At 30.9% G+C, this 22557-nt stretch carries 17 protein-coding genes and 1 pseudogene; 4 read left to right on the top strand and 14 right to left on the bottom strand.

Annotated elements, in window-relative coordinates; translation table 11 throughout:
* Positions 1-114: 114 nt before the first annotated feature.
* From BN3265_RS02445 to BN3265_RS02420, 6 genes are all read right to left on the bottom strand, one after another.
* The gene (locus BN3265_RS02445; protein ID WP_058989983.1) at positions 115-1608 is read right to left on the bottom strand and encodes a recombinase family protein; all 1494 of its coding nucleotides are present in this window, start codon (positions 1606-1608) and stop codon (positions 115-117) included.
* Positions 1601-3271, bottom strand: coding sequence for a recombinase family protein (locus BN3265_RS02440; RefSeq protein WP_058989981.1), 1671 nt, complete (start codon positions 3269-3271; stop codon positions 1601-1603). Before BN3265_RS02440 ends, BN3265_RS02445 begins: the two co-directional genes overlap by 8 nt.
* Positions 3271-4941 (bottom strand): recombinase family protein, encoded by a 1671-nt coding sequence (locus BN3265_RS02435; RefSeq protein WP_058989979.1) that lies wholly within the window; start codon positions 4939-4941, stop codon positions 3271-3273. Before BN3265_RS02435 ends, BN3265_RS02440 begins: the two co-directional genes overlap by 1 nt.
* A 100-nt stretch (positions 4942-5041) precedes the next feature.
* On the bottom strand, positions 5042-5263 hold the full coding sequence (locus BN3265_RS09535; RefSeq protein WP_000924587.1) for a hypothetical protein: 222 nt from the start codon (positions 5261-5263) through the stop codon (positions 5042-5044).
* A 476-nt stretch (positions 5264-5739) separates the two neighbouring features.
* Positions 5740-6150 carry an RNA polymerase sigma factor gene (locus tag BN3265_RS02425; protein WP_058989976.1) on the bottom strand — a complete coding sequence of 137 codons (411 nt, stop codon included), beginning with the start codon at positions 6148-6150 and terminating at the stop codon, positions 5740-5742.
* Between the two features lie 269 nt (positions 6151-6419).
* Complete coding sequence (locus BN3265_RS02420) at positions 6420-6941, bottom strand: hypothetical protein (protein ID WP_342411873.1); 522 nt, start codon at positions 6939-6941, stop codon at positions 6420-6422.
* 188 nt (positions 6942-7129) lie between these two features.
* On the opposite strand from BN3265_RS02420, the gene BN3265_RS02415 reads away from it, so the two are divergent.
* Genes BN3265_RS02415 through BN3265_RS02400 form a run of 4 tightly spaced genes read left to right on the top strand, consistent with a single transcriptional unit; the run spans position 7130 to position 9654 of the window.
* Positions 7130-7531: a helix-turn-helix domain-containing protein gene (locus tag BN3265_RS02415; RefSeq protein WP_004026815.1), complete on the top strand. Its 402-nt coding sequence runs from the start codon at positions 7130-7132 to the stop codon at positions 7529-7531.
* An 8-nt stretch (positions 7532-7539) separates the two neighbouring features.
* Positions 7540-8088 (top strand): ImmA/IrrE family metallo-endopeptidase, encoded by a 549-nt coding sequence (locus tag BN3265_RS02410; RefSeq protein WP_058989974.1) that lies wholly within the window; start codon positions 7540-7542, stop codon positions 8086-8088.
* 8 nt (positions 8089-8096) lie between these two features.
* Entirely contained in the window at positions 8097-8579 is a 483-nt protein-coding gene (locus BN3265_RS02405; protein ID WP_058989972.1) for a ligand-gated ion channel, read from the top strand.
* Positions 8572-9654: a virulence RhuM family protein gene (locus tag BN3265_RS02400; protein WP_058989971.1), complete on the top strand. Its 1083-nt coding sequence runs from the start codon at positions 8572-8574 to the stop codon at positions 9652-9654. The genes BN3265_RS02405 and BN3265_RS02400 overlap by 8 nt, the downstream gene beginning before the upstream one ends.
* A gap of 129 nt (positions 9655-9783) precedes the next feature.
* On the opposite strand, the pseudogene BN3265_RS02395 reads toward BN3265_RS02400, so the two are convergent.
* The 8 genes and pseudogenes from BN3265_RS02395 to BN3265_RS02360 all read right to left on the bottom strand — a co-directional run.
* A pseudogene (locus BN3265_RS02395) lies at positions 9784-9979 on the bottom strand (sigma-70 family RNA polymerase sigma factor); the annotation flags it as partial.
* A gap of 28 nt (positions 9980-10007) precedes the next feature.
* Complete coding sequence (locus BN3265_RS02390) at positions 10008-11453, bottom strand: ABC transporter ATP-binding protein (RefSeq protein WP_058989969.1); 1446 nt, start codon at positions 11451-11453, stop codon at positions 10008-10010.
* A gap of 11 nt (positions 11454-11464) precedes the next feature.
* Entirely contained in the window at positions 11465-12190 is a 726-nt protein-coding gene (locus tag BN3265_RS02385) for an energy-coupling factor transporter transmembrane component T (RefSeq protein ID WP_058989967.1), read from the bottom strand.
* A complete protein-coding gene (locus BN3265_RS02380; protein ID WP_058989966.1) occupies positions 12190-12771 on the bottom strand; it encodes an MptD family putative ECF transporter S component in 582 nt (193 codons plus the stop codon). Before BN3265_RS02380 ends, BN3265_RS02385 begins: the two co-directional genes overlap by 1 nt.
* Entirely contained in the window at positions 12737-14521 is a 1785-nt protein-coding gene (locus BN3265_RS02375; RefSeq protein ID WP_058989965.1) for an ABC transporter ATP-binding protein, read from the bottom strand. Before BN3265_RS02375 ends, BN3265_RS02380 begins: the two co-directional genes overlap by 35 nt.
* Positions 14522-16240: an ABC transporter ATP-binding protein gene (locus tag BN3265_RS02370; protein ID WP_058991280.1), complete on the bottom strand. Its 1719-nt coding sequence runs from the start codon at positions 16238-16240 to the stop codon at positions 14522-14524.
* Between the two features lie 4 nt (positions 16241-16244).
* Positions 16245-16859, bottom strand: coding sequence for a TetR/AcrR family transcriptional regulator (locus BN3265_RS02365; protein ID WP_058989964.1), 615 nt, complete (start codon positions 16857-16859; stop codon positions 16245-16247).
* Between the two features lie 376 nt (positions 16860-17235).
* The gene (locus tag BN3265_RS02360; protein WP_058989963.1) at positions 17236-22554 is read right to left on the bottom strand and encodes a condensation domain-containing protein; all 5319 of its coding nucleotides are present in this window, start codon (positions 22552-22554) and stop codon (positions 17236-17238) included.
* Between the last annotated feature and the right edge of the window lie 3 nt (positions 22555-22557).

Below are 22557 nucleotides of genomic sequence, written 5' to 3'. Positions count from 1 at the left end.
AACTTAGAAAGCACACCTGCAAATAAACCAGCTCCACCCTCTCATGTCAAGCTTATGACAAAAAAGAGGTTATTGTTATGTAATTTAAAAGAGAGTGATTGCTCACTCCCTTTACTACTTCCATATTATGTTCAACACTTCGTTTCCTTCACAGAATACTGAGTCTATATATTTCTCCATCAATTCTCTGGTAAGTTTAGTGTTGTCTATTATTTCTTTTTCTTCTTTTGCTTTTTGTATTTTTTCTTTTATTGCTTGTATTTCTTCATCTATCAAATTTTTAGAGTCAATGAATTTTTGTCTATTCATCTTGCCTAATTTATACTTCTCAAAATTTTGCATTTTCTTAGCTTCAAGATCTTCGATAGATTTTTCCATAGGTTTAATTTTTATTTTTTCATCTTTGTTCGAATCTTCTAGACCATATTTTTCCTTTATTGCTTCAAATACTTGCTCTTCAAGGCTTCCTGCTCTTGAGTTCTTGTGTTTTACATTATTACACTTACATATCCTACAAGTAAAATATGTGTGTACTCTAAGACTTCCATCAGGTCTTTTGTGTTTAGATTGAATACAGCCTAGAATGTGCTTACAAGTTGGACATTTTGCAAAACCTTGCAGTGGAGATTTTTTCCTCCATTCATAATCGGTGTTTTTACCTTTCATAAATAGATTCTTCTCTTTAATCTTCTGAACTTTTTCAAAGTCTTCTTTAGATATAATAGCTTCATGGTTATTCTCAACTCTTCCCCACTCTTCTTTTGGTTTGAATTTAAAGGAAGATGGATTTAACACTGACTTATCTTGCATATTGAAAGTATAAGTTCCAGTGTAATTTTCATTTGCTAATACATCTATTACATTGCCATTAGTCCAAGTTGGTCTAGGTTTTTTCTCAGTTCTAATTATTGAATATTCGAAATCAAGATTTGTTAATTCGCTCTTTCTTTTTGATGGTGTTGGAATTTTTTCTTCATTTAATATCTTAGCTATATTTCTTGAAGATATACCATCAAGTGCAAGTTTAAAAATCTTCTTTACTATCCAAGCAGTTTCTTCGTCAACTATGATTTTATGTTTATCATTAGGATCTTTCATATATCCCAATGGTGGACTCCAAGCTAAAAACTTTCCTTGCTTTTTAAGTGTGGTCATAGATGACTTTACCTTCTCAGAAATATCTTTTGTATAGAAATCATATAATAGTCCTTTGAATTGAATATCTAAATCTGTTCCATTTCCCTTTTCTTTGTTGCTATCATAGCCATCATTTATGGCAATGAATCTTACTCCTAGGAATGGAAATATATTTTCAAGATAATCTCCAAGTGTTATATAATCTCTCATAAATCTGGACAAGTCTTTTACAATTATCGTCTGGATCTTATTTTTCTTTACATCTTCAAGCATTCTTTGAAAGGCTGGTCTATTTTCATTTGTTCCAGAATATCCGTCATCAACATATTCTTCTCTTGTGAAGTTTTTAAATTCTTCATTCTTATCGAGATAATCATTTAGATATGCTCTTTGATTTATGATACTTTCACTTTCATCAGTCTTTATCATATCTTCAACGGATAATCTGATATAAAGAGCAATCTTACTCATCGTCTGTTCCTCCTACTAAATTATCTATATTGAATTTAAAGACTATTTCAAATTCGTGTTTATCATAAACTATTATTTTTTCAATCAAGCTATGGATTAAATCTCCAGGTAGCTTTTCCAAATTCTTTGAAGCATATAAATCATTTATCCATTTTGTTGATTTTATTCTTTCTTTTTTAAGTTTTGATATATTAACTTCAATTGCTGAAATCTCGTTATCAAATGTAGCCATATGACTTTGAGCAATCTCTCTTCTTAATAGATACTCATCTCTATCAATCTTACCTAGACTGTAGTCTTCATAGGCTCTTTGAATGATATTTTCTTCATTTAGATTTTTTCTTTTAAGATTTTCTATGTCTGTATTAAAAGTATCTATTGCTTTATTAAATCTAGCTTTAATTCGGTTAACAAATTTTGTCTTGCTAGTTGTCTTAATAATAAACTCAGAAATCTTATCACTAATAGCCTGATCTAAATCTCTTTCCATAATGAATACTGATTTTTCAGGTTTTATACTTCCGCTAAATCTTTCGTTCTGAAATGAATAGTAAAGTCTATCTCTATTCTTACCATAGATACGAGTTCTTCTATTAAGTTCTTTGCCAGTATTATTATTGATTACAAGACCTTTAAATCTGTTCTCGTAGTCCCTGTTTTCAAAATTGTGCATTGGCGAACTGAAAACATGATTTTTCTTTCTCTCTCGTCTTTCTTGTAATATTCTTTCGTGAACTTCCTTAGAAATGATTGCTTCATGTGCATTCTCACAAATTATATACTGACTTTCATCTACAAAATGTTGTTTAATTCCTTTAGCTAGATTTTGTTGCTTAACTCCTTGTACTAAAGTCCCCGTATAAACTGGATTTGTTAGCATTTTAGAAATTGTCCCTTTATTCCATTCAGGATCATCATTTTCTCTGTAAATTCTCCCAGTTTTATAGTAAATCATTCCAGGAGCATATCCCTTTTCATTAAAATGCTTTGCGACTTCATATTGGCTTTTGCCTTGAAGAGTTAAATCAAACATCTCTTCAACAATAAATCTAACATTTTCATCAATTACAAGTTTTTGACCTTCTTTAGATTTTTTAATCTTGTATCCATAAGGTGGAACAGAACCAATAAAGTATCCGTTTCTTGCCCTATTGTGTTTTGAGGTTTTTATCTTAACTGAAATATCCTTAGCATACATATCGTTGATAATATTTTTAAGTGTAACCTCAAAAGATTTCTTTGAGTCTGTTTCTTTAACTGTGTCTAATTTATCATTAACTGAAATAAATCTAACACCTAGAAATGGAAACACTTTATCAATCAATCTTCCCATTTCGAGATATTCTCTTCCAAGTCTTGATAAATCTCTGATAATAATGCAATTGATTCTTCTATCCCTAATATCTTGCATCATATTCTGAAATGATGGTCTTTCAAAGTTTGTCCCACTATATTCATAGTCAGTGTAAACTTCTAATACATCTATATTTTCTTTTAATGCATATTCTTTACAAGATAGGATTTGAGTTTCTATTGAGTATGATTTTTCTCTCCACTCTTCTGTTCTTTCGTTAGATAGTCTTGTATAAATTCCGGCCTTAAATACTTTTCTTTCTGTCTTTTCGCTTTTCTTTTCAATATATCTTTTGGAAGTTCTTGCCATTATAAAACACCTCCAACTAATTGCATTGGAGTCTTATTTTCAAGAGAATTTCCAAATACCTTATTTATTGAATTCAAATTCTTCTTTACTTCGGACTTGCTTTCACTTTCTTCTTTTATAAGGGTCTTCAGTAAGTTAACTGTTTCCAAATTATTAAAGACAAAATTAATCTCATTGTTTTCTCCGATTTCAATTCTATCTATAAAAGATACAATTGTTAGTCTATTTAGACTGCTTAAATCAATGGGAACAATTTCGGAAACCAAACTGTCCTTGTTTTTCATCTTTTCTTGCAAGTTAGCAAGTATATTTTTCTTTGTAGCAATTTGTTTCTCTATTTCCCTGATCTTAATAAGATAATTTTTTCTGAACCTTTCAAACTCTTCAGAAGTTATAAGTTCATCTTCTAAGTCCATATATAAAGATTGTCTAAGTCTTTCATACTTTCTCTTTTCTGAGTTTAAGCTTTCAAAGTCAATATTAAATGTAACTTTTGATACATCTAACTTATTAACTTGACTTAGCAATTCATTATATTTTTTTAAATAATCTTTAAGTGCAAAAAGAGTTATATCCAGTAGATAGTCTTCTTTTATACTATGTCTTGTGCAATCTCCTTTGTTATTATAGTGAGAACAAATATAAAAAATATTATATCCATTCTTGGACTTAACCTTTCTTCTAACCATTGAAGATCCACAATCTTTGCAATAAAGCATTCCTGATAAAATATGTGGTATATCTGCCGATTGCTTTACATCTCGTAGCATCATCTTATTAGCCAAAGCATAAATGCTTTTTGAAATAATAGGCTTATGAGAGTCGTTTATTACAATCCAATCTTCTTCATTTACTTCTACTTCTCTCTTAGACTTGTAATTTAGTTTTCTAGTTTTTCCTTGTTCAAGCACTCCTATATAGACCTTGTTTGTAATAATCCTATTGACCATTTTTGCGTCCCATTTAGAGTCTTTAATAATAAAACCAGTAGTATGATTATCGCCAGAATTTTCTTTATGCTTAGATGGTGTTACACAACCTATGCTATTTAAAAAATCTGCAATAGCTTTAGACGAATAACCGTCTATCTTCATATTGAAGATTCTTTCAATTATGTGCGAAACTTCTGTATCAACGACTAACTTATGTTTGTTTTTGCAATCCTTCTTATAACCAAAAGGAGCAAATGCACCAATAAATTCACCATTCTTCCTTTTAATTTCTTTGGAAGATTTAACCTTCATAGAAATATCCCTACAATAAGAATCATTAATAAAGTTCCTTATTGGAAGAATTAGGTGTGTATCGCTTACATCTGCATTTTCACTGTCATAGTTATCGTTTACGGATATAAACCTTATACCTTTTTCTGGAAATATCTTTTGTAGATATTTTCCTGATTCGATATAATCTCTCCCAAAACGGGATAAGTCCTTCACAATAATTGTTTTAAACTTCTTCTCTTCAAGATCTTGAATCATCTTCTTAAATTTTGGTCTGTCATAATTAGATCCTGAAAAGCCATCGTCTACATATTCAGCAACAACTTTAAAATCATTGTCCCTTGCATATGATTTAATAATCTGTCTTTGATTTGAAATAGAATTACTTTCTGTGCTATCTCCATCCTCTCTCGATAAACGAAGATACATACAAGCAAATTTTTCCATCACAAAACCTCCTTAATTTGTATTTGGGCAAATAGTCATTAAGGAGTTCTTCTACCACTTATATTTTACCGCACCCAAGTTTTTAAGTCAGCACCCCAGCTTATAGTCTTATACAAGCTCTACATAAATAAAGTTCAACAATATCTAGTAAGTCTAGGGACTCTTTATCACTTTGAGTGTAAGTAATTTTTTTAGAATAATCTTCTTTTGATATTTGCTCTTTAGGTTTATATTTCTTCTTTTCTTTTGTATTCATAGGTTTTACCTCACAATATAAAATTAAAGTTTTTTGACATTGACAAGTGCCTTGGATTAGCAACATAGGAATCTCACCTCCGCCTCTATTCAGGATGAGCCGGCTTCAACCTTAGAAGTATCATTATCCTCATTTTCTTCGTAGCGAATAGGGTATCCCTCCCTATATTCAAACTCTTACTTATCGCTCCCTTTCTTCTTCCCTTGCTTTTAGCTTAGCAGTACTTGTTTTGCCGAATTATTCAGCAGAAAGATCTTGGCGGATAGGTTATCACGCTCCAAAAATGATTAATGTCTTGTCTTGGTCTATTCAGTTGTTAAGGTTCAAAATTTATTGAGAGTTATTAATCTTTTTAAAATTTGACCATCAGAAAATACTTATCTTGATGAAACAAAATTGTTTAAAATTACCCTCTTATACTTAACAGTGAAAAGAAGCCTTTCTTGCTAACCAATTTTCAAAAATAAATTTGGTTAAATGAAAAGGTCCAATTCCCACTGCATAAGTAACAGTGAAAATTAGACCCTCTTGGTAACTGTCATCTAAAAGTCTTCTAACATTTCCTTTAGTTTTTCTAAGACTTTATTACGCCTTTTAATAACGGCTGGATTAGAAATATTCAGTTTAGCGGCTACTTCTCTAATTGTTTCTTCTTTATAAAAAAGACTTTCTATCAAATCCCTTTCAACAGGATTGAGTTTAGAAATAGCTCTTCTTACTTCTTCAATCATTTCCTTTGTTTCGATAATTTTTTCAACATCAAATTCCAGATCTTCTAAATTTTCTTCAAAATTACCATCATGATCATAGGAACAAAAAAAGAAACAGTTATTTAACCTGTCTCTTCTCGTTTGATATTTCTCTTTGTTCAATTCACTATGATAAGCAAGATATACTTCCTTGCTAACAAATACTTTCTTTCCTTCTACAAATAAATAATATTCTTTGTCCATTAATTTTTCCTCCTTGTTGACATGAATTTCTTTTGTTTGAAAATGAAATTCACACAAGGAGGACTTCTAATTCTATGCATATATTCTCCTGGGCATAAAAAAAGACCGAAAGAAAATAAATTCTTTCAGTCAATAAATGCCAATATTAAATTTAGGTGCAAACCACCCATCATGGATATTATATATGCACTTAAGTACACATAAAATTCGTATATGGTACTTTTTTCATTCGGAAATAGTACGCAATAAGTACGTCATAAATTAATTTCTTAGATGTTCATTATTTCTTCAATGCTACGACCGTCTTTAAGTTGGCTAATAGCAGTCGGTAAAGTATATCCCCAAATTATTACACCTACCAATGCAATTGCTTCCTTCTTTCTTTGATAATAAACAGTTCTCTCTAAAGACACACTTCTCATACAAGCTTCATCAGTAATCTTTTTTTCAGAAATGTAGTAGTTATAAATAATCTTATGATAGATTTCTCCATACTCTGGATATACTTTTAGCCTGACACAAGCGTCATAAATTATTAAAAGCATAAGCTTGCTATCCATTACATTGGCTACTCTGTTATTAAACTTTTCTTCAACTCTTTCTGGAGCAAATGTAGAAAGATACAAGTAAGCAGATTCTGAAGTTGATCCATAGTTTTCTTTACTCTCAAACATCATAAAATTTGCCCTACTATCTACTGCCCAGGTAACTTGTCTATATAAACTTAAAATAAGTTTTGCAGCTGAACTAATCTCTTCATATTTCAAGTTACTATCTGCATACATGTCCATTATATTCTTTAAAGTTTTACTTATTCTCAATCTAATCACCCCAATACAACTTATTTACAAACTTGAATGTTTGTGCTATAATATGAATATAAGTTCAGTTTGTATTATATCTCAAATTGAAAAATAATTCAAGCACTATTGTTCGTATTAAAAGTTATAAATGCACATTAGTTCAGGAGGTTAAAGTTATGGCTTTTGCGGATAGATTAAAGGAATTTCGTGAAAAAGAAAAATTAAGTCAAGCAGATTTTGCAAAAATGATAGGAATAAGTACAAGAACTCTTGTACATTATGAAGACGGAGAAAGATACCCAAGAGATGTCGAGGTTTACAAAAAAATAGCTGAAGTTATGGACTGTGATTACAATTATCTTTTAGAAGAAAGTGACGAGTTTTTAAATAGAGTTTATAACATGGGTGGCAAAAGAGAATTAGAAAAAGCTAGAGCATTAACTGAAGGTCTAAGTTCTTTATTTGCAGGTGGAGAAATTTCTGACGAAGATAAAGATGCTGCTTTTGAAGCTATTACTCGTGCTTATTGGGAGGCTAAAAGAGAAAACAAGAAATACGGTCGCAAGAAAAAAGATTAGGTGATTTTATGAGCATGAATCGCTATATATATGATAAGGTTAATCGACTTATAAAAAAATATAAGACACGAGATCCTATCGAATTAATAGAAGCTTTGAATATTAACCTGGTATATCTACCTGAAACAAAAATACTTTTAGGAATGTACCATTATATTCAAAGGAACAGATTTATTTTTATCAGTAGCAACACAAATTTTAATAGAAAGACTATACTAGCACATGAATTAGGTCACGATCAACTTCACAGAGATTATTGTATGAGTGGCGGAGCTTTCCATGACCAAACAGTGCTAAACCCTACAAATAAATTTGAAACTGAAGCTAATATTTTTGCAGCTCATTTATTAATAAGTGATGAAGATATCCTAGATAATATCAATGATCAAGTTTGTGATTATGAAATCGCTGGACAGTTAGGCGTAGATATAAATTTACTAAATCTAAAAATTTCTGAGTTAGCAAAAATGGGCAAGTTTAATAAACCAGTTAATGTTAATATACCTCAGGGAGATTTTCTTAAAAATTATCGCCCTGAACATAATGATTATTATTAGGAGACTCTATGGGAATTTTTATTGCAGGATATTTTTTATTAATCCTTTCTGGAATAGTTTTCTACTATCTCATCTCTACCTACTCTGTAAAAATCTCAGCATTTTTGATTGATTTTATAGTTGTAGGTTTAGGGTTTTATATATCCATAAAAGATAAGTTAGATAACAAATTAGCTATTCCCCTTTCAATCACAGTAGTAATACTTTATGGAATATTGCTAGTTTTAATAAATCGAAAGCTACCAAAGGTTAGCAGGTTTTTAAACTATATAATTGCTTTTATAGGATCATCAGTTGCCCTATGGTTGGCACTTGATTTTATAACAAACACTCTAGCCGCTTTTAAAATAATAGGTCAAACTTACCATCAATTACCAATCACAAAAAGTATGATGATAAATTCCTTTATACATTATGTAATTGTATTCTTGATTAGTATTCCAGTGTTTAAAGGTAGAATGAAATTTATACTTGGAGGAAATTATGAGTAGAGAAATGGATAAAAACAAAGACGAAAATCAAGAAAAAAAAGAACTTCAAATTAGATCATCTGCTGCTGAATACTTGACTTTTATTGCAGCTAACGGTGATGATCAAGAAGCTATCGAAATTAGATATGAAGATGAAAATATTTGGCTAACTCAAAAGATGATGGCAGCTCTTTATGATGTCAGTACTGCAGCAATAAATCAGCACTTAAAAAAAATATTTGATGACAATGAATTACAAGAAGAAGCAACTATTAAGAATTTCTTAATAGTTCAAAAAGAAGGTTCTAGAAATGTTTCAAGAGAAACAAAACACTACAACCTACAAGCAATTATTGCAGTAGGGTTTAAAGTAAATAATGAACGTGCCGTCCAATTTAGAAAGTGGGCAAATCAAATTGTAAAAGATTTTACAATTAAAGGTTGGGCAATGGATGATGAAAGACTAAAAAATTCTGGCACAAGGCTTACCAAGGATTATTTCGAAAAATTACTTGTAAAAATTCGTGAGATTAGATTATCTGAGAGAAGATTCTATCAAAAAATCACAGATATTTATGCCACATCTTTAGACTATGATCCATCTGCAAAAGCAACAAAAAGGTTTTTTGCCGCTATTCAAAATAAATTGCACTATGCAATTCATGGAAAAACTGCAGCCGAATTAATTGTAGATAGAGCCAATCACAAAACTAAAAATATGGGGCTTACAACTTGGGAAGGATCCCCAGATTCAAAAATTCATAAATATGATGTAGTCGTTGCAAAAAATTATCTAAACGAAGAAGAATTAAATCAAATGCAAAGAATTGTTTCATCATATTTGGACATGGCAGAAATGCAAGCAGAAAGACATATCCCTATGACTATGGAAGATTGGGAAAAAAGATTAAATGGCTTTTTACAATTATGGGATAAAGAAATCTTAAATGATGCAGGAAAAGTCTCTGCAGCTCTTGCTAAAAAACACGCAGAGAGTGAATTTGAAAAATATAGAATAATACAAGATAGACTCTACAAAAGTGATTTTGATAAGTTCCTAGAACTCGAGGATAATACTAAAGATTTAGAAAAATAACTTAATATACGCTTAATGCTTATAAGGGGCTGTAAATAATTTTTTGTATCAACCTAAATCCTGATTAAAGGATAAGGGTTGATACATTTTTTATGCTTCAATCATCATTTGTGTACCTACAACCTTTTATACATCAACAATTTTATCTTCTATATTTTCTTCAAGATTTCCATCATGATTTAGGGACGAAAAAAGAGCAAGTGGTTTTTCTTGTCCACCTACTCTAAATATTTTTCGTGTTCTCTTTCTTGCCAGTAGATTTTGTATATCTGCTCGCTTACTTTGATTTTTTTCCACCGACATAAAGGTAATATTCTTTTGTCATTTATCTTTCCTACATTCTTTTTTTGTCTTTATGTTTTAAAGAAATCATTTAATTTGTGAATATTTTCTTCAGTATAGTTTCCTGACCATTCCACATGTCCGTTTTCCAAAAAAATAAAATAATCACAACACTCCTTTAGTAATTCAGGATCATGAGTGATGAGGAAAATAGTTTTATCTTTCATCTGCTTTAAACTTTGAGCCACATCTAACATATTATGATAATCCAGACCAGAGGTAGGTTCATCTAATATTAGTATGCGACTGTTTGAAGCAAGGGCACTAGCTAAAGCTACTCTTTGCTTTTGTCCTCCAGATAGCGACATGGGATGGAGCTCTTTTAATTCCAACAAATTTAATTGAGCTAAAATCTCATCTACTTGTCCACTTATTTCATCTGAACTAAGGCTAACTGAAATTTCCTCTTTGACACTCTCTGTAAAGAGTTGGTTATTCACATCTTGCATGACCATATAAGAAATCTCAAGCCTTTCTTTGCAATCGTAGCTTTTTCCTTCTAAGGTCATTATCCCTGTTGATTCTTCTGCAATACCACACAGACAATTGGCAAAGGTAGATTTTCCGGCACCATTTTTCCCAAGAATTCCTATTATATGTTTTCTAGGAAGATCTAGATGATTGATTTCTAATCCAACCACTTTATTGTAATATACACAAAAATTATCAAGTGCTATTTCATTGGTATACTCAATGTCTTTACTCTCAAACTTAGGAATATGAGAAGATCTTAATCCCATCTCGTGCAACTTCTTGTCTGAAATATCCTTAAATTCCTCAATGCTATAATCCTTGCTAATTCGACCATCTTTCATATAAATAACTCGGTCGACCAAGTCCATTAAATAATATAACCTATGTTCAGCTATAATAATTGTTTTGCCTTGTTGTTTCCAATATTTAAGTATATTTTTTAAATCATCAATGCTTTCAATGTCTAAATTTGATGAAGGCTCATCTAAAACTAAAATAGGGGCTTCCATCACAGCTGTAGATGCACAAGCAATTTTTTGCTTTTCACCACCTGATAAATTAAATAAATTCCTATCTAACAGTTCATGAATGTTTAATGCATAAGCTACTTTTCCTATCCTGTCAAGCATCTCCATTCTATCAACACCCATATTCTCAAGTCCAAAAGCTATTTCACTTGTAGAATCCACATTAAAAAATTGTGATTTTGGGTTTTGAAATACAGAGCCGACTACCTTTGAAAGTGATTGAATGCTAGTTTGTCCTACTTTTTCTCCATTGATCTCCACTTCACCTTGTAAATCTCCAGTATAATATTCAGAGGAAAGGCCATTAATTAGTCTCGTAAGAGTAGTTTTCCCACATCCAGACTCACCTGTTAGTAGCACAAATTCTCCTTCTTCAATGGATAAACTTATATTAAAAACGCCACCTTGTCTTTCTTTGCTCTTATAGGTAAAGCTAGCATTGTTAAATTTTATCATCTCTTTCCCCCTCATACTAAAGACCAAACTATCAATCCTATAATCAATAGAAAAATCAAAAAATCATATTTGCTAAATTTAACCTCAACAAGGCTCGTTCTGCCTTGAACATTATCTAATCCTCTTGTTAATGCTGAAGCAGAAAGTTCATCACCTATTTTGACAACAGAAAACAGGAGCGGGATAATTCTGTACTCTAAAAACAATGATGGATTGGCTTTTGTTTTTTTACTATTAAAACGTATCCCCCTCATTCGCATAGCATTTGATATTGCCTTATTTTCTTCCTTTAGAGTAGGTATGAAACGAAACACTACAGAAACAGGAATAATAAACGCAGTTGGAATTTTCCACTTTACCATAGCTGCTATAAATTCATTTGGTTTGGTGGAACTAATCGTATAGTATCCCATCATGAAAATAGGAAAAAGCCTTATGACTAATGAGTTGAGCAATACATTAATCATGTTTAATATGGATGGTAATTCATACATATTTTTAGTTTTGCTTGAAATAACAGCCAAAACAAATAAAATTCCATATATGGCTGCAGCTTTGTAATTTTTATTAGATACAAGCAAGAATATAGCGATAGAAACTATCGCTATATCTATACCTATATTGTCGTAGACAAAAAACATTATTGTGCTAATGAATATCATAAATAATATTTTTGTTCTCGGATCTAAATAAAAGCCTTTCTTTACTGGGGGAACATAAGTTTTGTAAGCCTCCATTAAGCAATTCCAGCTCTTTCAAAATGTTTTTTCAACATTTTCTTGCCTATATTAGCACCTATCACTGCTCCAACAAACATGATGCCAATTGCAGCAATTCCCATCCATGGTGGCATATATTTCGCTAAATCGGTAGCAAATTGTTCACCCATTTGTTGTTTTACTCCTTCCATATAGGTATCTGCCATAACCCACATTGGCATCTGACAGCCTAACTCAGCACATGAAAACAACCAAAATCCTATTGTATTAACTTTAAAACTTTTATACTTTTTAGTATTCATAACTACATCAGCAATAATTGCCATTGGAATATACACGGCTGGTGCTAACCAAGTGTAACCCATAAAATACCAAAATACTCCTAAAATGATTCCCATTAGAGATACCATTCCAAACTTTTCTACCTTGGTTAGAAATAGCATAAATGGAATACCTGTTAATATTGGGATTAATATAAATATGGTAGGATAAAGTATTGGCACAGCCCCTATCATTCCTGTTACGAAAAATATGACTAAGTAAATAGCCGTATAAATTCCTACGTTAATTAAATCCTTTGCTGTTAATCGATTTTTCATTGAAATCCTCCTTATTTTGTTTAATCTTCCAGCTTTCTGTTTCTTCTCTTGCTTCTATAAATTTCTTATAAGTGCCTTCTTTTCTAATTAAATCTTCATGTTTTCCCACCTCCTCAATTATCCCATCTCGCAAAACAATAATTTGATCCGCATTTCGAATCGTTTTTAATCGATGGGCAATCATAATCACGGTTTTGTCCTTCGTTAAACTTTCCATGGCGTTCTGAAGCTTATCCTCATTTTCAGGATCTACATTGGCCGTTGCTTCATCAAAAATAATTATGGGTGCATCTTTTATCATGGCTCTGGCAATAGATATTCTTTGTTTTTCTCCGCCTGAAAGAGAGGTGCCACCTTCGCCTATGATGGTTTGATAGCCTTCTGGCAAATTCATAATAAAGTCATGGCATTGAGCCTTTTTTGCCGCTTCTATGACTTCTTCCTTCTTAGCTTGCGGTTTGCCAAATTTTATATTTTTTTCAATGGTATCTTGGAAAAGATAAACATTTTGGAATACGGTGCTAATTAAATCCATTAAGGATTCAAGCGTGTAGTTTTTAATATTGATATCTCCAATCGATATGCTGCCTTGATCCACGTCCCAAAATCTAGAAATAAGCGAACACATGGTGCTCTTACCAGATCCACTTGGTCCAATAATGGCTGTCATAGCCTTTTCTGGAATATGAATGGAAACCTCCCTTAAAATAGGTATTTTATCATAAGAAAAGCTAACATTATTGAATTCAATATCTGTATGATGAGGTGTAATCTTCTTGCCCTCAATATCCATCTGAGGCATATTTTCTGTTGTTTCTACTTGTTCTATAGAACTTGTTGCAACTCTTAATGTCGCCATGGCGGATCCTGCGGATTGAATACTTGCAAACACTAGGAATGACATGATGATACACATAATTGCTTTCAATAAATCTATAGTGCCATTGATATAAAAATAAAGTGAAAAGACAATCATGGCTACACTGGAAATTCTTAAAACGAGCTCTTGCCCGATGGTATAGGGTGTAAATAATTTCTCCAAGGCTAGATTGGCTGAGCGACTTTCTTCTAGTGCCGAACGTACGGTTTGGTCTCCTTTTCCTGTTAAATTAAAGGATTTAATGACCGCCATTCCCTGGATATATTCCAAGATTGTTTCAACTAAAAGAGATTGTGCCTCTTGCCTTTTTGGAGCAAGTGTCCTCGACTTTTTTTCCATGACAGAAGTGATATATAGATATAAAACCGTTCCTGCTATAACAATAAGCCCATTTCTCCACTCGAAAAATAAAATCATCAGAGTGAACACAAATGAGTTAATGAAGCCACTCATCATGACAACTAAAACCATAGGAGCTGTATTCTCAACGTCATCTAGAACAGTTGTTAAAACACCAGTCACTTTTCCAATATTATTTTCATTAAAGAATCCCATTGGAACCATCTTCAGCATTTTTCCTATACTTATTCTTCGATTAGCTACCATAAAATACCCGGCATGCGTTTGATCTAATTGAGCAAAATAGTTGGCAGAAGACCTTCCGACAATACTGACCAACAGCATAAGAAAAACCTTCAGTGCTATAAAGGAATTAAAATCTTTTGTCACCAAGGCTTGAAGCACAAAGTAAATGGCTCCTATTTGTAACATATTGAAGATGGCATACACAAATTCAAAAATAACAGACTTGTTTAAATTTATTCGTTCCTTATCTGCAAATGCCCATATCTTTCGAAGTCCACTTAACATCTATGCCACCTCCTTTCCACAGATATGTGCTTCCCACATGGCTTGATAAAGTTTATTTTCTTTAAGAAGTTCTTCATGATTGCCACTTGCTACAAGTTTGCCATGATCGATGAGATAGATCTGATCTGCATTGGTTATTGTTGATAACCTATGAGCAATCATAATGATAGTTTTCCCCTGAATAAGCTTATTAATTGCTTTTTGTAAAACTTGCTCATTTTCAGGATCAATATAAGCCGTCGCTTCATCTAATATTATAATTGGAGCATCTTTTATCATGGCTCTAGCAATGGTGAGCCTCTGTTTTTCACCGCCTGATAAATGATTTCCTCCACTCCCTACTTTGGTCTGATATCCATGCTCTAAGGACATAATAAAATCATGACAACCGGAAGCTTTGGCAATTTCAATCACCTCTTCATCGCTAGCCGAAGGCTTGCCCATTCGAATATTTTCCATAATTGTATCGTTAAAAAGGAAAATATCCTGCGAAACAAAAGCAACTAAGTCATAGAGTTGTTCAAGTGGAATATTGAATAAATTAATTCCACCGATCGATATTTCTCCCTGTTCCACGTCCCAAAAACCAGCAATTAACTTGGCAATGGTTGACTTTCCTGAACCACTTGGTCCAACAAAGGCATTTAAACTTCGCTCTTGAATTTCCATATCGATTCCTTTAATAACTTCTTCTCCTGGTTCATAGGAGAAATGTAGATTCTTGATAGCAATATCATGATTTTTTAAATGAACTCTTTCTATACGATGGACTTGTTCTGTCCCATTTAAGATTTCATCAATTCGTCCAACGGTTGTCCCTGTTTGAGCTAAGGCATCGACAAAGTTAATAGCAGCTAGTAAGGGACCGGCTATACCAAGGGAAAGGATGATGGTCGTAATAAAGGTTGACATCTCTAAACTTCCATTAATAAACATGAGCCAACCAACAGGTAATACCGTAATCAAAGTTGTTGGTGAAATGTTCTTGGATAAGGACACCGGCATTTGACATTTTTTCATCCAATGATAATAAAACGAAGCATTAGCTATCACCTTTTCGGTGAATTTCCCATATGATTTTTCGCCTTGATTAAAAGTTTTAATCACTTCAATTCCGCCAACATACTCAACAATTGTTTTATTCATTTCGGTATTGGTCGCAACCGACTTACTATAATCTTCTGCATAATCTTTCATAATCAATGACATAAAAAACATACCTACCGGAATTGAAATGAGTGACAATAAAGCCATTCTCCAATCTAAAATTAATAGATAGATGAAGATGGATACAGGCCCTAAAATATTCGCCGTCATCTCAGGCAATAAGTGAGCCAAAGGTCGCTCCATTTTTTCTACTTGATCAACAATGGTTGTCTTTAAATCACCACTATGGGTATCAATAATCGTACCAAGAGGCATTTTAGGCAGCTTTTCCAAGAGCATGATTCGTACATTCCTTAGAACAGAGAAGGTTGCTTTATGGGACTCTGCCAAGGCCTTGGCATAAAAAATTGGTTTTAAGCAATAACCAATCAAGATTAGAAAACACCAAGGTAGGTAGGAGGAAAAATCTTTATTTCCAACAAACAAACCATAAACAATTTTGCTTACGCCAAAATAAGGCAACATACCTAAAAGGACCCCAATAACCGCCAAGAAAACGGAAAGCTTGAGACCTTTATGTTCTCCTTTTGCCAGCTTCCATAGGCGTTTCATATAATTATTTTTCAATGGAACCCCCCTTTCCTTTTTTCTCAATTTTTGCAAAATAACTTTCTAACATAAGAAGCAAATACTCTCTATTTTTAAGATAATTCTCTCTTGCATTTAAAATTTCACATCCCAATAAGCTTGAATTAATAATGTTCGTCAGAAAATCAAATTCTTCCTCCGTTGGTGGTATATAGTTGAACTTCCTTAAAAGTTGACTAAATTCTTGTATCGTCATTGCTTTTAATTTTTCATATAGCTTATTAAGTTTTGCATCATTTTTTATTTCGCACAAAAACATGACATATACAGGAATATATTTATTATATGCTAGCATTTTTTCTACCCATATCTCTGCCATAATCTGTGGATTAATTGTATTTCCAAAGCTTTCAACATCCTTTTGAATACTTTTCCCTCTTAAGAAAGTTCCATCTTTCATAAGGTCATATAGAATTTCATATGTGGAAGAATAATGATGATATAATCCGCCTGCCGATAAACCACTTGCTTCTCTAATTTCATCCATCGTTATGTTCTTAAAACCTTGCGATAAAAACAAATCTATGGCATAATTCTGAATCTGCTTTTTTCTTTCTTCCTTGTTCATCCTAACCCTAGACATGGTACTATCTCTCCTTCTTCACATGTATATACCGAGAGTTTTCTCTGTATATATTTTATTCTTACCCAACTATTTTGTCAATAACTATTATCACTATCAGTTGCTATTATAAACGCTTCCAAGAGATTACAACCTCTCACTTAAGTCAACTCTTATATGAAATTCATTCGCTATTAAAGTCGTTTAGTCTCATAACCGTTTATGAAGTTCCTATAAGTTATTTATAAAAATTGTTTTATACCAAACTTAGAAGCTGTTTGTTGATTGAAAACACTATATCTTTTGTTATTGTTATATATCTTCAATTTTTCATAAATTTTATTATTTTCAATTTGCTCATATTTTACTAAACTTTGCTTAAATTTTAGACTTATAATCACAAACACTTCTTGAAATTGGATTGAAGTGCCAAAGATAGTTTATTAATACATTCTTCATCTTTAATTATGGAAAAATGATTTCCATCAATGTAAAAAACATTAATAGTGCCTAAGATGATATTTTTTAAATTTTTTAGTAACAAATCCAAATGCTTATATTCTCCCAAATTATTTTTTGTAATGTAATAGTCTATATCTCCATAGTATAGGTCAGGAACATACTTTTGAGCTTCAAATGTATGTTTAAAAATTCTATATGAAAACATTAAGAATTCTTTTTCTATTAATTTACCTGTAGTTAGATATACTATATCCGAATACAGTTTGAATCGTTCTTGATATTTCATCTTTCTAAAATCCAAAAGCAATATATCTTTACAATTGAATCCTTCAAGTGTTGTAAGATTTTCAATCTTGAATATTTGCCCAATGGTTGTTTTTTTATTTATATTCTTCATTTGACTATTAATGCCTTCTGCATGTAACCCGTACGATTGCATAAAAATCATTTCCAAATAAATGTCATTATAGTCATTTTTAGGTATAATTCCGCTTTCTATCATGGATAGATTAACAACATCTATCCCTGATTCTAAGCAACGCTTAGCCAATTCTAAAGCAATCATTCCTCCAAAACTATGACCTATTATCTGTACTACACTAGGGTTGTATTTTGCAATTTCATCAAAATACAAATATGATAGCTTTTCTATCATTGTTTTATCAGTCATTTCCAAAAACTGTTCTTTATCTAGGATTTCTAATAATACAATATCTCCCAGACTTTGTTCAGCTAGCTTCGATGCTAGGATATCAAGATTTGTTCCAAAATCAGAAACCCCAGATACTATTATTCTCATAATGCCAGATGAATTTGCACATTTATATCTTTCGCTTTTTAAAAGAGGCTTCTTGTTTAAATGTGTTCTCTCATCGTTCCTAATCATTGGTCTTTTAAAAAGCTCGAGTTGTTTAGATATTTCATAGACTGTTGGATTTTTAATAATCTCCCTTAATAATTTTTCAAACGGAATAGAAGAATCTATGTGATTTATTATCTTCGTTGTAATCCTTGCAATCAAAAGAGAGTCTGCTCCTAAATCATAAAAATTACTATAGATGTCAATTTCTTTTCGATTTAAAACTTTAGAACAAATTTTAACTATTTCAGCTTGCATTGTATTAATATCTCTATTTTCTATGTTAACCAACAAATTTTCTTCCATTGGTTTTCTTGACTCAAAAGATTTTATTATTTTTTGTATATCTTGATTGCTTTGATTGTTTGATAAGTGTTCCAATTCAATCGGAACAATATTGTTTGGCATCATATGGCTCGGTAAGCTTCCTTTAAGATGTTTCTTTATCTCGTCTGTATTTACTTCTTGTTTATTCTTTTTAAATTGTTTTACAAAGAAATAGACGCCTGTATTGTTTTTTATAAGTTTAGTATTTGGGAAACTTAATGTTTGCGAATAATGATCTATATTGTCAAGCGCATATATCCATTTATCAGCACTCATGAAAAATACATATTTTCTTAAATCATCGTTTTGAGGTTGCTCCATCATGAATGCTTGAGAAGTTAAAATCCACGGTTCATTCTCAGCTGGTTCAGAGAATACTAAAAAACCTTTAGGAGATATGATTTTTCGCAAATTTATAAGAGTTTCTTTTATGTTTCTAGCATTTTCAATTACATAAGCACCTATTACCAGGTCAAAATAGTTTTCCTTTATCCCTTGCGCAATAGGGTCTTCGTCAATATCATATTTATATATATAAACATTCTCTTTTTTTCCAAACCTTTTTTTAGCATCTGGGAAAAAGTATTTTAAACTATCAGTGAAATGATACTCATATGACTCACCTTTTAAAACATCTAGTAGTTTTCTAGTTGTAGAGCCTGTTCCTGCTCCAATTTCTAATATTCTAATTTTGTCTTTGTTGAAGTTTTTCATATACCATCTCAACACATTGATAAAGTAATCGTTAATAAGTTTAGATGAAGAATTGAATCTATATAGTGCTTCAGTATACCTATTTGAGGCATCTGGATATAAAAGTTTAACAGGATCAATTTTCCCCTTCGCAATGTCTAAAATATTATCCGAATTAATTTTTATATATTTTAATAAATTTATGTTTCCATACTCATTCTTCCACATATCAAACAATTTTTCCCATTCTATTTCTAAATTATTCATCTTTAAATGTTCATTTATTATATAAGTATCGTCTATTTTTCGAATTAACCCAATATTTTCTAATTCAAAAAGCCAACGATCAATCATCCATACATATTTAGAATCTATGTTAGAATAGTTGGCATGGTTGACAAAAAAACTTCCTCTTTGGTCTTGTAATATATTTAATTTGATTAGCATGTTCAATATTTTATTCATTACTATAATGTCTCTTTTTTTGCACATCTTACTATAATTGTCATCATTAAAAACATGCTTATATTTTCTACTTGTTTCATCTAAAATATGAATTAAATCCATCTTTTTATTATTCTTGTTTTTATACTCATAATCTTCTTTTAGAGTAACGATAGCATTAAGATCGCTGGCATCTTTTTTCTTCGTTAAATGTAAATAAACGGAACCTATTCCATCCTCATTGATCAATTGTCTTCTCACTTCTTGAAGATTAAATGTCCTCCTTTTAATTTTCACTTTTTCATCTATACTTCCTTTTAATTTAATACGGTTGTTTTCGTCATAATATGCACAGTAATTTGAGTTATATATATAATTTGATAGCGTCTCATCTTGAGGATAATTCTCTTTTAATGCAGATAGTATTCCAAAAGAATAAGGCAAGCATAAATTTTGATTTCTGTCAAGTATAAAGACTTTATCTTTATCAAATGGATATATAGTACTATCTTTTATAAACATTTCATAATCAAAATATGCATAACCTATGCCATCTATTCTATCTTCAACAAAAATATTCACTATTTTAGCTTTAGGAAAAAATTGCTTTAATTGAGTCATTACATTAAAATCTACGTTCTCATCTGCTATGATTATTGTCCTTAAATCACTAAGTGAATTTATACCATTTTTAAATAAATAATTGATATACATTTTTGCTGATTCATTATCCAGTTCTAAGATATTAATCTTATGCTTTTTTACGACATCATGCATCTTTTCTCCAGACATTTCTGATTTGTCATCCAAAAATGTCATTGTACTTCCAGTACGAACAATTCCTATTAAATTAATAATAGTTTTATATAGCGAATTTCTTTTAAAATCAAGATATTGATCGTCTTCAGAGAATTCATAGACTTTACTATGATTTTTATTTTTTTCTATTAAGTCCTCAACGTTAATATATTTTTTAGATTTTAATATTTCGTTTTCTCTTAAAAATAAAATAATGTGATTTTTATCTGAATTCAGTTTATTACAATGAACTTCATCTATATATTTCTCTACCAAACAAGCTTCAATTCTTTCTCCATATACGCATTGTATATCTTTTTTCTCATCGACATTACATATATTTATCGATGTTTTTTCACTCTCTTTATCTGTTATATTGAATATTATAATCGAATTAATATTCAATAGTGTGCTTAATAAGGTTGAAATCATAGCCTCTATCTTACTATTTACTATGAATATGATAACTTTGTTCTCGGAATACTTTTCAAGTTTTAATTTGTTTCTTATTTTAAGATATATGTCATATACGCTTGAATAACTTAATACTTTTTCTTTGCTCTCTATTATCGCTTTATTTTTATAAATTTTTAAACTATTCAATATTTCTTCAATTGTAGTTTGTCTATCTAAGCAGTGTTTCCCAATATAATAGGTTTCATCAATGTTCGTATCATATAACAAATTAAAAACAGAATTTCCCCAAGTGTCTTTATTTGTAGCCAAATTATTTAAAATCTCCTCAAAACATTTAAACATTAATTTAATCATTTTTAGATTAAATACGTTTTCTCTTACATCCCAATTTATTTGCAAGCCTAAGTTAGTGTCCATAACTTGACAATCTATAAACACTTGAGGAGTTTGGGTTATGCCATACTGATACACTCCAATCAGCCTATCTTTTATCAACCCTATTGCACTTGTAAAAACATAAGGTAAAATAAAATTTCTAGCATCATCTAATTTTGAAATTTGCCTCAAAACTTCAACACCAGAAACAATTGAATTGTCAAGATTTTCAAATAATTGCTTATTTATACTTTTCGCAAACTCATAAAAACTTCTATCCGTTTCTTTAACTGATAGTATAGATGTACTTGTAAAATCGCCAATCAAGTGATCAAGTGATTCAGCAACCTCTTTTCTATCAAATATTGTTAAATTTAAGCTAAAGTCCTTAGAGTAGCTCCAATTTTGCAGAATAACAGCATATGCAGCTAAAACTACAGCTGTTGGAGTTAAACCATATTCTCTTGTCATTTTTCTTAAATTTTCCCATTTACTTGGTTCTATACAAAGACTAAATCTCTTAAAAGAAGGTTTTTCCCGATTGTAAGTAGTATTTATATATAATTCTGGTGGACCATCTATTTCAGTTATTTTCTCCTTCCAATATTGATATGATTTTTTATAGTTATCAGAATTTTTCTTTTCGTCTTCTTTTTTTCTATAATCCCTAAAAGAAATATTTGGCTTGAAATTTATGCCTTTCTCTATGTTTAAATCAAAGTATATGTTCTCAAATTCTTTCAGTAATTTCCAAATACTTGACCAATCAGCTATCATAAAATCCATCGAAAAATGTAGAATAGAGTTTTTTTCTTTTTCAGAAACTCCTATATCAAACATAGGCCATTGTTCAACCTCGTAAACTTTATTTTCTAACTTCCTTCTAATGCTTTCAGTAGATTCCTTCATCAATTTATAATGTGGAACACTGTCTTGTATTTTTTGAAAACCATCTTTGTAAATAATAGCTCTTAACATATCATGTTTTTCAATTAAAGCATTCCAGACTCGTTCTACTTTTTCAGTGTCTAAATTAGGATATAAAAACTCTTGATATATGTGACAAGATGTATTTCCATATTCATAGCCATCGCCTCTCCCTAGTAAATAAGCTGACTGTATATCGGATAGTGGGAATTTTTCATTTTTAATTCTTAAATCGACATTTTCCTCTTGTTTTAAATAATTAATTATATCTCTCTTATTTTCTTTCAATTCTTTTAATAAAGATTCCGGCAAATCTTTTTTTAAAGTTCTGTATTTTAGTTTAGTATCTTGAATGTATAGATCAACCCCCATTTTTTTACATTTTTCAATTAACTGTTTAGAATAATTGCTCATATT

Origin of the sequence: Anaerococcus rubeinfantis (assembly GCF_001487145.1) — a bacterium.
GTDB lineage: Bacteria > Bacillota > Clostridia > Tissierellales > Peptoniphilaceae > Anaerococcus > Anaerococcus rubeinfantis.
Note: the sequence above shows the minus strand (reverse complement) of the source record. Positions and strands in the feature narration are given on the sequence as shown.